Source organism: Kitasatospora sp. NEAU-CNBT7, assembly GCF_057220535.1.
On sequence record NZ_JBXQQB010000023.1, the window covers coordinates 84,161 to 96,156 of the forward strand.

An 11,996-nucleotide genomic window follows, 5' to 3' on the forward strand; every position below is an offset into this window, starting at 1 on the left:
GTGGCACAGTGACCTTGAGTGTCTATCAGCTCGCCGACTAGGATCGCCCGTCGCTCTTCGTGAGTCGCACTTAGCATGCACGGCGGCCGCTGGCCGTCTGATCTCGGGCTTGAGGGGGGACAGTGCAGAACAGTGGTGTGACGGCAGGGGCCACCGTGCCACCCGTCAATTTCGCCATCCACCAAGTGCGGACGGGAGGCACGGGCGGCGCCCGCGACGACTTCGAGGCAATGATCGGCCAGCTCGCACTCGCGCTCACCCCTGGTGTCCGCATCATCGCGGCGAATCCGGGGGACTGGGGCATCGACGCCTTCGCGGGCGACCTCGACGGTGCCGTCACCGTCTGGCAGGCGAAGTACTTCTTCCCGGCCACCGCTGGGGACAGCCATCGGCGCCAGATCCGCGAATCCTTCAACTCGGCCGTGAAGGCTGCGCAAGAGCAGGGCCACACCGTCCAGCGGTGGGTGCTGTGCGTTCCGTCGAACATGGACGGGCCGACAGCGAAGTGGTGGGACGACTGGACGCGGCGCAACGAGCAGGCCCATGGCCTCGTGATTGAACTCTGGGACGAGACGGCCCTGCGTGCGAGGCTGCTGAGGCCGGAAGCCGACCATGTGCGGAGGCACTACTACGATCCGTTCGCCGGGAGTCCTTCCCCAGGCCTATCGGACCGCAAGCCGATGCGTTCGGTGGCACAGATGGTCCGGCGGTACGGCTGGCTCGGCATCCTGCCGGCCCTCGCGGTCGGCGCGGCGACGACTCTGTGGCCGAATGCCGGCGGAGACGTTTACATCCAGGGCCGGCTCGATCCGGCCTGTTCCGGATACCACACGCTACAGGCACCCGGAGAGGCGTTCGCGCAAGCCAGACAGACCAACTGGGCGGCCTGGGATGGCGCCACGCTGGTGACGTCAGCCCAGGCGAAGCCAGTGATAGTGGTCACCGCCCAGACATCGTCTCACGAGTCGGTCCTCCTCCTGGGCGTGCGGGTGAATGTCGTCAAACGCGTGCCACTGCCGAAGCAGGGCATTGTTCTCGGGCAGGGCGGTTGCGGGGAAGTCCAGGACGAGCGCCCGTTCGACGTCGACCTCGACCCGACGCCTCCGAAGGTCGTGGCGGTCAAGGGGACAAGGCCCCTCACACAGTTCCCGTTCCGGATCGAAGCGGCGGACCCGGAGGTGTTCGTCCTCAACCTCGCCGACACGTCGAACGAGTGCTGGTTCACGATCGAGCTGGACTGGGTGAAACAGGGCGAGCCGACCACCACGGTCATCGATGACCGCGGGAAGCCGTTCCACGTCATGGGTGCCGGTGGGTGGCCCCGCTACATTCCCGGAGGCGGCCCCACGGCTGTCGATGGCCTCGTCCGGAGCGGGTGAGCGCCGTTCCGTCTCCCCACTGCCAGCCCGCGTGCCGTGGCATTCGCGCCCAAGACCCTCGCACGAGGCGCTGCACATCGGCGGTCCGTAGTTCGAGTCGTCGTGCCGATCCCGGCTGAGGCGGCCGGGGCCGCGCCATTAGGATCAGTCGTCTCCAGCATTGGCTGCGAGACGTGACCAAAGGGGGGCGGGCAGTGTCCAGCGGAGGTGCTGATCCGCGGCGGGTCTATTACGTGCGTCGCCGTGCGCCGCAGCGCGGTGAAGCGCTGGCAGCATTTGCCGGCGCGGTGGTTGTCGTAGCTGTGTTGGGATTGGTGTCCTCGCGTGAAAGGGGGACCGCGAAGGATTCACCTGGCACCAGTGGTGACGCTCCGGGCTGGTTTTGGATCGTTATTACCGTCGTGTTGTGCCTGGTGGCTGTAGCGGCGGTGGGGTTCCTAATTGCTGGCGTGCGCCGTGAGCAGGCCGTGCTGAGGGAAACCGAGGAGGCTGCGGAGCGGCAGCGGAGGCTTGATGAGGAGCGACTGGCGGATCTGAAGACCGTCACGGCTTTGGCGACGCTCCTTGAGCTGAACCAGCACCAGATCGACGAGTACCACCGAATCGCGACTGGCCAGGCGGACAGGTCCTTCCGCTCGTCCCAGAGAGCGATGGGGCTCGGCTTGACGGTCATCGTGGCGTGCTTCGTGGCGGGGCTGTATGTCCCGAGCGCGGAGGCTCGGGTGTTCATCGGGGCGATGGCGGCGGTGGGCACGGCCCTTGCCGGATACCTGAGCCGGACCTACCTTCACGTCTACGCGCAGACGTTGGGCCAGATGAACCGCTACTTCGACCAGCCAGTGCTGACCGGGTACTACCTGACTGCGGAACGTCTGGCGACCGATCTCGCAGACTCCCCGGAGGGCGAGATGCGGCGAAAGATCATCGACCAGGTCTTGCAGGCCAGCGCGGCCATGCAGGGGGCGCCCCCGCCCGTGGAGCCCCCGGCTCCCGCCCAGTTCGTTCCGCGTCGACGTCGACCAGCTGCCGAGCCGACGCCTGGTAGCTGAACGTTGGTGCCAGCCGCATGGAGGGCACCGCCACGTCCGATGGCAGCGGCCTGGCAGACTAAATGGTGAACCGGTCAGCCAGGGATGCGGCTAGGACCGGTGGTCGCCCCGGCTGGTCCCCCGCGCCGCCCGTGCCGCGAGTTTCGGGGAGCGTCCGGAGCTAGTGTCCAGCGCCGGAGATCCGCCGGCAGAATCGGGCAAGGGAGTCGAGGATCTCGTCGGCGGTTTGGTCCACGTGAACGGTGTGGGGCCCTAGTTCCAGTTCTTGGCCCAGGTGCGGATGTCGCGTTCGAGAGACTGGACGTTCGTGTGGGATCCGCGGCGGATCATCTGGTCGGCAAGGAAGCCGAACCAGCGTTCGACCTGGTTGATCCGGGAGGATCCGGTCGGGGTGAAGTGCACGCATGTGAAATCTGGGGTGCTGCGACAGCCCGGCCCGGGTCGCCGGGGTCTTGTGGGTCCCGTAGTTGTCGCAGATCAGTTGGATGTCCAGGCCGTCGGGAACTTCCTGGTCGATCTTGACGAGGAACTTCCTGAACTCCACCGCGCGGTGCCAGCGGTGCAGAGAGGTGATGACCTTCCGCTGCCGGTGTCGAAGGCGGCGAACAGGGTGGTCAGGCCGTTGCGGACGTAGTCGTGGGTGCGGCGCTGGGGCATGCCGGGCATCACCGGCAGCACCGGCTGTGACCGGTTCAGGGCCTGGATCTGCGACTTCTCGTCGACGGACAGCACCACAGCCCCCTCGGGAGGGTCCAAGTAGAGCCCGACCACGTCGTGGACCTTCTCGACGAAGAACGGGTCGGTCGAGAGCTTGAACGTGCCGGCCAGGTGGGGCTTGAGCTGGAACCTCCGCCAGATCCGCCCCACCGTGGATTTCGACAGGCCGCTGCGGGCCGCCATCGAGCTCCGCGACCAGTGCCTCGCGTTCCTCGGGATCTCCTCCAGCGTCGCCACGACCACCGCTTCGACCTCGTCCACCGCGATGCTCGGGGGCCGGCCCCGGACTTGGCTCGTCCACCAGCCCGTCCAACCGCTCGCCGAGGAACCGTCGCCGCCACTTGCGGACCGTGTCCGCGGCGATCCCCAACTCCCGCGCGACACCGACGATCGATGGCACTTCGAGGCCGTCGCACGCCAACACGATCCGCGACCTCAATGCGAGCGCCTGGGCCGACGTCGCCCGACGGGCTCACCGCGCCAGCAGCGCCCGCTCCCCGTCGAACAACATCAGCGGCTCCAACGCGGGACCGCGACGACGCACCGGCACATCCGAAGAATCACTCACGCAGGATCTAACGACGGATCTCCGGCGCAGGACACTAGGCGACGTCCGGGGCCGCCTCCGCCGGCTGCGCCGCCACAGCGGCGGCGGCCACCTTCTCGATCCGCGCCTCGCTGACGTCGATCCAGGTGAGCATGGACGGCGCGACGATCGTGGGCAGGACGTGGTTCCACATCACCGAGATCCGCCGGCCGAGGTCCCGGCGGTCCGACATGACCCGCGAGACGGCCTGCAGACCGGTGAAGCAGCCCACGATGAAGTCGCCGGTCTCCTTGGGGTCGACGTGCGGGAGCACCTCGCCGCGCTCCTTGCCCTCGGCCAGCAGCCGCGCACAGATGTCACCCCAGGCACCGAACGGGTTGGCGTCGGAGAAGTCCACCGCGCCCTGGTCCAGGGAGAGCCGGGTGCCCGCGCGCAGGATCGGGTCGTGCACCAGGCCGTGGGCGACCAGCATGGTCAGGTCGACCAGCTCCTGCGCCTTGGAGCCCGACTCCGGGACCGCCACCTGCATGGTCTGCTCGGCCAGGACGCCCCGGGCGAGGTCCTCCTTGGAGGTGAAATGGAAGTACATCGCCCCCTTGGTGACCGACGCCCGGGCCAGGATCTCGGCGACCGAGGCGGCCTCGAAGCCGTACTCGTCGAAGACCGCTGCGGCCGCGCGCACGATCGCGTTGCGGGTGCGGACGGCCCGCTCCTGCCTCACTGCCATGGGGACTCTCCTGTCGTACGTCCGCCCCCTGAGGGCGATCCGGTCGGCCAGCCTAGTGACCTTCACATCCGGCTACCAAAAGAACCGGTTGGTATGTATCTTACTCGACAGGGGTGGAGCTGCCGCCCCCAAGACACTGACATTCATGGGGGATTCGTGTCTGTTGTAACGCTTCCGCGCGACATCATGCAGCCCACCGAGGTTCCGGCCCGGCGCGCGATACCGGGCAGCCGCCGCCCGGCAGCCGAGGAAATCCGCCTGACCAGCACGGTTCCCAGGGAACTGGTGCACCGGGCGGCCGTGGCCGAGGTCTTCCTCACCGGCTGGAGCCGCACCGCCGACAACCGGTTCGCGCTGACCGGCCAGTGGCCGCGGGCGCACAGCTACTTCACCCCGGTCAGCCGGCACTACGATCCGCTGCTCACGGCCGAAACAGTCCGACAGGTCGGTACTCTGCTCGCCCACGCCGAGTTCGGCGTCCCGCTGGGCGCCCAGTTCCTGATGTGGGGCCTGCACCACAGCGTCCGGCCCGGCCGGGCCGCGGTCGGCGCCGCACCCGCCGACCTCGAACTGGACGTGATCTGCTCCGACATCCGGCGCCGGGGCAGCCGTCTGCTGGGCATGCGCTACGAGGTCACCTTCTACTGCGGCGGCCAGGTGATCGCCTCCGGCGGCGCCTCCTTCGACTGCACCAGCCCGGAGGTCTACCGGCGGGTGCGCGGCGAGCGCCGTACCGCCGCGGCCCTGCGCCCGCTGCCGGCCGCCCTGGCGCCGGCCGTGGTCGGCAGGTTCCTGGAGAGCGACGTGGTCCTCTCCCCCACCGCCGGGCCGCTGCGCTGGCAGCTGTGCGCCGACGACCGGCACCCCATCCTGTTCGACCACCCGGTGGACCACGTCCCGGGTATGGTGCTGGTCGAGGCCGCCCGCCAGGCCGCCCAGGCGACCGACCCTGCAGAACCGTTTCTGCCGATCCGGATGAAGAGCGAGTTCCACCGCTACTGCGAACTCGACCGCCCGTGCTGGATCGACGCCGAGCCGCTCGCCCCGAACGGGTCCGGCGAGCGCACGGTCCGGGTCACCGGCCTCCAGGACGGCGCCCTGGTCTTCAGCTGCGTCCTCGGCGCCCCCGGCACGCCCGGAACCGGCACCCCCGGCTCCGCCCGGTGACGCCCTCGCCCGGCACCGCCCCCCGGATCCTGATCACCGGCGCCGGCGGCTTCATCGGACGGCACGTCGCCGCCGCCGCCCGCACCGTCCCCGGCGCCCGGCTGACCCTGATGCAGCATCGATCCCCGCTCCAGGAACCGCACTCCGGCACCCCGCACCTCCGCGCCGCTCACCTCCGCGCCGCACACGTCCGCGCCGACCTCACCGATCCGGCCACCCTGGACGGCATCTGCGACGGCATCGACATCGTGCTGCACTGCGCCGCCCGGATCTCCGGGCCCGCCGAGGCGGTCGAGGCCGTCAACGAGCACGGCACCCGCGCCCTGGTCGAGGCGGCGCAGCGGCACGGCGTGCGCCGCCTCGTCCAGGTCAGCACGGCGTCCGTGTACGGCCGCGGCACCTTCCGCGACGCCGGGCCCGAGAGCCTGACGGTCGCACCGGGCTCCCCCGCCAGCCGCAGCCGCGCCGCAGCCGAGCGGATCGTCCTCGACGCCGGTGGCACGGTCCTGCGCCCGCACCTGGTGTTCGGTACGGGGGACCGCTGGGTGGTCCCCGGACTGGCCCGGCTCCACGGGCGGCTGGCCGCGTCCGTCGACGGCTGGCGGGCCCGGATGTCGGTGGTCGACGTGGCCGACCTGGCCCGCGCCGCGGTCGCCGCCGCCACCGTGCCGGCCGGGCTCCCGGGCGTCTGGCACGCCAACCACCCCGTCCCGGTGACCGGCGCCGAACTGTTCGACGCCCTGGTCCGGACCGTCGGCCTGCCGCCGGCCGCCGAGGACGTCCCGGCCGCCGAGGCCCGCAGACGGCTCGCGGAGGAGCCCGCCCTCCTGCATCACCTCGCCATGCTCACCACCGACCACTGGTTCGCCAGTGACCGCCTGTGGCGGGAGTCCGGCTGCCCGGAAGGTACCGGGTTCGCCGACTCCCTGGCCCGCCACGCCCCGTGGTACCGCGAACAGCTCGGGCTCACCCGGGCGGACGGACAGCCGTCGACGACCTCGCAGTAGCCGCCCCCGCCCGGATTCCCGGGCCGACGCGCCAAGGCCCCGGTGTGCACCCACCGGGGCCTTTCGCTGTCGCCGCGCGCCCGCACGCCGCCGGACGAACCGCACACCGGCCGCACCGGACGCACCGCACACACCGAACACCCCGAACAGATGGACCACCCACCGATGCACCCGCGCACCTCGGCCTCATCCCCGTCCTCAGCCGCATCCGCCCCCGGCACCGTCGCCCCCGTACCCGCCGATGCGCCGCAGCTCGCACCCCCCGCGGCCCAGTGGCTGTCGACCACCACGGGCCGGATCAGCCGCGACGGTCACTCCTGGATGCAGGCCGTGCACTGGGCCCTGGAGGCCCGTCTGCACCCGCGCCTCGGCGCAACGACGCTCCGGCTGGCTGTCCTGCTCAAGGATCTGACGCCGTGCCGGCCGGGTGTCGCCTATCTGATGCGCCGTCTCGCGCTGGGTGAGCGCATGGTCCAGTACCACCTGGCGGCGCTGCGCGAGTGCGGCCTGCTGGCCTATCTCGTCAAGGGCGGCCGGATCCGTGGACTGGGCTGCCGGGCCTCGGAGTTCGCCCGCTGCATCCCGCTCGCCTTCGACCGGGCGCTGGGCCTGCGGACCCGCGGTTCCGGGCCCTGCCGCCGCCCGGTCGGCATCGCCGAGCACGGCCGCCGGCGGATCGCCGCACTGTCCCGCAAGGCGGCCCGGACCCGGCGCCGTGGACGGCCGGCCGGACGCCGCCATTGCACCCCAATGCGGGTGGGTACTTCTCATACGATCTCTGCGGACCGTACTACTCACCCCTCCGAGGGGAATCGGGTGACCACGGCGGCAGGTTCGACGGCACGCCCGGAGCGCGGCCGCCGGCCGAACACCGTCCGCCGCCGCTTCGCGCTGGCCGCCGAGCTGGTCCGGATCGTGCCGTGGCTGCACCGCGCCCCGGTCGCCAGGGTGGCCTGGCTCGCCCGGTCCGTCGCGGACGCGGGCTGGAGCGCGGACGAGGTCCGGGCCTGGCTGTGCCTCAGGGACGCGCCCCGGGACATCCGGCGCCCGGCCGCCCTGCTCGCGTACCGGCTGCGCGGCGCGACGGAGATCTGGGCGACGCCGCGTCAGCGTGCCGCCGCGCTGGAGGCGGACCGCGACAGCGCCCGCTCCGCGGCGGCCCGCCACCGCACGTACCACCACCACGGCGGCCCGGGTGACGACGGCCCGTCGCCGGCGGTCCGGGTGCTGCTCGCCGAGGGCATCCGGCAGGGGCTCGCGGCCCTGCGCGCCCGCGAGCAGGAGTACGCGGCGCGGGTGGTGCCCGGGCACCGCGACCGCCCCCGGCGCAGGCCGGTGCTGCGCGAGCCGGAGGCGGTGTTCGCCGCCGCGGCGCCGGTGGCGGCGCACGCCTCGCCGATCGAGGTCTACCGCCGGCTGGCGGCCGGCCGACGCCCGGGCCCGCGCCGTGGCTGACCGGACCGCCGGCCCGGCACCCGATGCCGTGTCGCGCGCCGGGGCCTGTCCGGCGGGTCCCGCCGGGCGCGCGGCGACGGACCATCGTCCACCGGCCTCCGGCGGGGACGTGCCCCGGACCGGACGCACCCCAGGGTCGCCCGAGCAGGTCCGGTACGAGGCCGACTCCGGCGCGCGCCCGGGCGGGCGCCCGGCGCCGCGCCCCGATCCGACGAGGCCTGCCGGACAGCCTCTGGAGGACCGCGCTCTAGAGGATCGTGAATCCGCCGTCGACGGCCAGCGTGGCCCCCGTGACGTAGGAGGCGCGCTCGCTGCACAGCCAGGCGGCCGCCTCGGCGATCTCCTCGGGTTCGGCGGTCCGCGGCTGCGGGGTGGCGCGGTGCAGCATCTCCTCGGCGCCCGGGTTCTGCGCGAACCAGTCGGCCACCATCTCGCTGCGGGTGGTCCCGGGCGCGATCGCGTTGACCCGGATGCCCTGGCCGCCGTACTCCGCGGCGGCGGCCTTGGTCAGGCCGATCACGGCGTGCTTGGACACCACGTACGGCGCGGCGACCGGGGTGGCGACCAGGCCGCCGGTGCTGCTGGTGTTGACGATCGCCCCGCCGGTGCCGCTCGCCAGCATCGCGGCGATCTCCGGGCGCAGGCAGTTGAACACCCCGCGGACGTTGGTGTCCATGATCTCGTCGTAGACCTGGTCGTCCATCAGGTGCAGCGGTGTCCGGCCGACGCCGTGGCCCGCGTTGTTGAACGCCGCGTCGAGCCGCCCGAACCGCTCCACCGCGAACTCCACCGCGTGCACCGCGTCCTGGGAGCGCGTCACATCGGCCGTCACGTACTCGGCGCGGGCGCCCTGCGCACGCAGCTCGTCCACCAGGGCGGCCAGCCGCTCCTCGCGGCGGGCGGTGAGCACCACCGCCGCGCCCTCCCGTGCGAAGACCCGGGCCGCGGCGGCGCCGATGCCGCTGCTCGCACCCGTGATCAGTACCGTTCTGCCGGACAGGAATCCGTGTTCATCAGCCATTCGCCGAGTCTTTCATCCGTTGATCGCATGCATGGGCGCAGGTCCGGACCGGCGCCCGGCCGGGGACCGCCGGTGTCCGGCCACGAGGCCCGCTCCCCGAAGTCAACTCCCCGCTCCCGTAACCGCCTTACCGGCGGCCCGGACCGACTACCCCTGAACGGTGGCACCATGCGCATCTCCCTGCTCCAGCTCGACGTCGACCCCGCCGAGCCCCTCCCCGACCGGCGCCGACGCGTCGCGGACCTGGTCCGCGGCCTGCCGGACTCCGACCTCGTCGTCCTGCCGGAACTCTGGACGGTCGGCGCGTTCTCCTTCGACGACTTCGCCGCGGGCGCCGAGCCGCTCGACGGTCCGACCCGCCGGATGCTGGCCGCCGCCGCGGCCGAGGCCGGCAGCTGGGTCCATGCCGGGTCGATCGTGGAACGCGACGACCGGGGCCGGCTCCACAACACCGCACTGCTGCTGGGCCCGGACGGGCAGCTGCAGCGCACCTACCGCAAGATCCACCGGTTCGGCTTCGACAGCGGCGAGGCGGTGCTGATGCAGGCGGGCAGCGAGATCGTCACCGCGCCCGCCGGGCCGACCACGCTCGGCCTGGCCACCTGCTACGACCTGCGCTTCCCCGAGCAGTTCCGGCTCCTGGTCGACGCGGGCGCCGAACTCCTGGTGCTGTGCGCGGGCTGGCCCGCGGCCCGGCTCGGCCACTGGTCGGTGCTGGCCCGGGCCCGCGCCGTCGAGTCGCAGGCGTACGTCCTCGCCTGCGGGACGGCCGGCACCCACGCCGGGGTGGAGATGGCGGGGCACAGCCTGGTGGTCGACCCGCGCGGTGAGGTGGTCGCCGAGGCGGGGGCCGCCGAGCAGGTCCTCACCGTGGACATCGACCCCGCGCTGGTCCGGACCGTCCGGGCCGACTTCCCCGCCCTTCGCGACCGGGTCCTCGCCCTGCCGCTGCCCGCTCCCCTGCCGACGGCCTGAGGCCGCGGGGCCCCGGGCCACGGGGTACCGGACCGCGGGGTACCGGGAAGCGGGCCCCGGGCCGCGGGGTCCCGGACGGCGGGGTCCCGGATCCGGCCCGCCGGTCCGGTCGCGTGTCCGTGGGACGGACGGGCACGCGACCGGACGGGCCGGCCGGCGGCGTCACAGCGGATCGATGTCCGCGGTGTCGCCGTCGACGCGGATCCACCGGGTGATCCCGAGGTCCCGCAGGAAGGAGACGTCGTGGCTGACCACGATGAGCGCCCCCTGGTAGGCCCGGAGCGCCTGCGTCAGCTGGCGGACACTGGCGAGGTCCAGGTTGTTGGTGGGCTCGTCCAGCAGGAGCAGCTGCGGCGGCGGCTCGGCGAGCAGCAGCGCGGCGAGCGTCGCCCGGAACCGTTCCCCGCCGGAGAGCGTGCCGACCTCCTGGTCGGCCCGGCGGCCGCGGAACAGGAAGCGGGCCAGCCGGGCCCGGATGGCGTTGTCGGTGGCCTCGGGGGCGAACCTGCCGACGTTCTGGGCCACCGTCAGCCGCTCGTCGAGCAGGTCGAGGCGCTGCGGCAGGTAGCGCATCGGGACGCCGACCCTGACCTCCCCGGCGACCGCGGGCAGTTCGCCGGTGATGGTCCGCAGCAGCGTGCTCTTGCCCGCGCCGTTGCGGCCCACCAGGGCGATCCGCTCGGCTCCGCGCACCTCCAGGTGGGCGCGGGTGCCGTAGCGGAGCTCCACCTCGGAGAGCGTGAGCACCGTCTTCCCGGCCGGGACCGAGGTCTCCGGCAGGTCGACCCGGATCTCGCGGTCGTCGCGCACCGCCTCCTCGGCCTCGGTCAGCCGGTCCTTGGCGTCCTCGAGCCGCTCCAGGTGCATGTTGCGGTGCTTGCCGGCGGCCACCTGTGCCTGCCGCTTGCGCTCCTTCATCACCACCTTGGGCTCGCGCTTGGTCTCGTACATCTTGTTGCCGTAGCGCACCCGCCGGTCCAACTTGATCCGGGCGTCGGCCAGTTCGCGCTTCTGCTTGCGGACGTCGGACTCGGCCACCCGCACCATCCGCTCGGCCGCCTCCTGTTCCACGGCGAGGACCCGCTCGTACTCGGCGAAGTTGCCGCCGAACCAGCGCACCTCGCCGTCCCGCAGGTCCGCGATCTGGTCCACCAGGTCGAGCAGTTCGCGGTCGTGACTGACGATCACCATCGACCCCTTCCAGGCGGCGACCGCGTCGTAGAGCCTGCGGCGGGCCTCCAGGTCGAGGTTGTTGGTCGGCTCGTCGAGGAACAGCACGTCGGGACGGCGCAGGAACTGCGCGGCGAGGCACAGCAGGACCGACTCCCCGCCGGAGAGTTCGCCGATCCGGCGCTCCAGCGGTACCTGGGTGAGCCCGAGGCGGTCGAGCGTCGCCCGCGCGCGCTCCTCCACGTCCCAGTCGTCGCCGACCACGGTGAAGAGTTCCTCGCGGGTGTCGCCGGCCTCGATCGCGTTCAGTGCGCGGCGGATCCCGGCGATGCCGAGCTGTTCCTCGACCCGGACCTCGGCGTCGAGGACCACGGTCTGCGGGAGGTAGCCCAGCTCGCCGGTGACCTTGACCGAGCCGCTCGCCGGGGTGAGTTCGCCGGCCATCAGCCGCAGCAGGGTGGACTTCCCGGAGCCGTTGACGCCGATCAGGCCGGTCCGGCCGGACCCGACGACCAGGGAGAAGTCGTCGAAGACGGGGGTTCCGTCCGGCCAGGCGAAGCTGAGCTCGGAGCAGACGACGGACGTGTTGGCCATGGACATGGAGCCTCCTGAGGAGTCATGGGCCCCGGCTCGGCGGGGCGGCGATCACGGAGCGACATCGCCGGTCCCCGGTGGTTCCACGGGGGGAGCGGCTGTCGTACGGCGGGCCCTGACGGCCCGTCGGCGGGAGCGCGGCGCGCACCAACGCGGGTGCGGCGTGACATGACCTCAGAAGAGCAACG

Annotated in this window: 9 protein-coding genes and 1 pseudogene; 6 read left to right on the plus strand and 4 right to left on the minus strand. The window is 72.3% G+C overall.

Features of this window, described 5'->3' with window-relative positions; translation table 11 throughout:
• Positions 1-122: 122 nt before the first annotated feature.
• Both AC2TEW_RS26335 and AC2TEW_RS26340 read left to right on the plus strand, forming a co-directional pair.
• A complete protein-coding gene (locus AC2TEW_RS26335; RefSeq protein WP_484625843.1) occupies positions 123-1,379 on the plus strand; it encodes a hypothetical protein in 1,257 nt (418 codons plus the stop codon).
• Positions 1,380-1,573: 194 nt separating this feature from the next.
• Positions 1,574-2,428: a hypothetical protein gene (locus AC2TEW_RS26340; RefSeq protein ID WP_484625844.1), complete on the plus strand. Its 855-nt coding sequence runs from the start codon at positions 1,574-1,576 to the stop codon at positions 2,426-2,428.
• A 160-nt stretch (positions 2,429-2,588) separates the two neighbouring features.
• On the opposite strand, the pseudogene AC2TEW_RS26345 reads toward AC2TEW_RS26340, so the two are convergent.
• Positions 2,589-3,656, minus strand: a pseudogene (locus AC2TEW_RS26345) (IS630 family transposase).
• Positions 3,657-3,747: 91 nt separating this feature from the next.
• The gene (locus tag AC2TEW_RS26350; protein WP_484625845.1) at positions 3,748-4,419 is read right to left on the minus strand and encodes a ScbR family autoregulator-binding transcription factor; all 672 of its coding nucleotides are present in this window, start codon (positions 4,417-4,419) and stop codon (positions 3,748-3,750) included.
• A 156-nt stretch (positions 4,420-4,575) separates the two neighbouring features.
• Here AC2TEW_RS26350 and AC2TEW_RS26355 point away from each other — a divergent pair, with 156 nt between their 5' ends.
• The 3 genes from AC2TEW_RS26355 to AC2TEW_RS26365 all read left to right on the plus strand — a co-directional run bounded on the left by AC2TEW_RS26355 (position 4,576) and on the right by AC2TEW_RS26365 (position 8,048).
• Positions 4,576-5,586 carry a ScbA/BarX family gamma-butyrolactone biosynthesis protein gene (locus AC2TEW_RS26355; RefSeq protein WP_484625846.1) on the plus strand — a complete coding sequence of 337 codons (1,011 nt, stop codon included), beginning with the start codon at positions 4,576-4,578 and terminating at the stop codon, positions 5,584-5,586.
• Entirely contained in the window at positions 5,583-6,593 is a 1,011-nt protein-coding gene (locus AC2TEW_RS26360) for an NAD-dependent epimerase/dehydratase family protein (protein ID WP_484625847.1), read from the plus strand. Before AC2TEW_RS26355 ends, AC2TEW_RS26360 begins: the two co-directional genes overlap by 4 nt.
• 150 nt (positions 6,594-6,743) lie before the next feature.
• Positions 6,744-8,048, plus strand: coding sequence for a transcriptional regulator (locus AC2TEW_RS26365; protein ID WP_484625848.1), 1,305 nt, complete (start codon positions 6,744-6,746; stop codon positions 8,046-8,048).
• 247 nt (positions 8,049-8,295) lie between these two features.
• Here the strand turns inward: AC2TEW_RS26365 and AC2TEW_RS26370 are convergent, their stop codons facing one another.
• Positions 8,296-9,069, minus strand: a complete 774-nt coding sequence (locus AC2TEW_RS26370; protein WP_484625849.1) for an SDR family NAD(P)-dependent oxidoreductase — start codon at positions 9,067-9,069, stop codon at positions 8,296-8,298.
• 168 nt (positions 9,070-9,237) lie between these two features.
• On the opposite strand from AC2TEW_RS26370, the gene AC2TEW_RS26375 reads away from it, so the two are divergent.
• Positions 9,238-10,044 carry a carbon-nitrogen family hydrolase gene (locus tag AC2TEW_RS26375; protein WP_484625850.1) on the plus strand — a complete coding sequence of 269 codons (807 nt, stop codon included), beginning with the start codon at positions 9,238-9,240 and terminating at the stop codon, positions 10,042-10,044.
• Positions 10,045-10,206: 162 nt separating this feature from the next.
• On the opposite strand, the gene AC2TEW_RS26380 is transcribed toward AC2TEW_RS26375, so the two are convergent.
• Entirely contained in the window at positions 10,207-11,808 is a 1,602-nt protein-coding gene (locus AC2TEW_RS26380) for an ABC-F family ATP-binding cassette domain-containing protein (protein ID WP_484625851.1), read from the minus strand.
• Between the last annotated feature and the right edge of the window lie 188 nt (positions 11,809-11,996).

Coding starts and splice junctions, on each gene's coding strand:
- AC2TEW_RS26350 (WP_484625845.1), bottom strand. CDS start 4,419: ATGGCAGTGAGGCAGGAGCGGGCCGTCCGCACCCGCAACGCGATCGTG.
- AC2TEW_RS26365 (WP_484625848.1), top strand. CDS start 6,744: ATGGACCACCCACCGATGCACCCGCGCACCTCGGCCTCATCCCCGTCC.
- AC2TEW_RS26370 (WP_484625849.1), bottom strand. CDS start 9,069: ATGGCTGATGAACACGGATTCCTGTCCGGCAGAACGGTACTGATCACG.
- AC2TEW_RS26375 (WP_484625850.1), top strand. CDS start 9,238: ATGCGCATCTCCCTGCTCCAGCTCGACGTCGACCCCGCCGAGCCCCTC.
- AC2TEW_RS26380 (WP_484625851.1), bottom strand. CDS start 11,808: ATGGCCAACACGTCCGTCGTCTGCTCCGAGCTCAGCTTCGCCTGGCCG.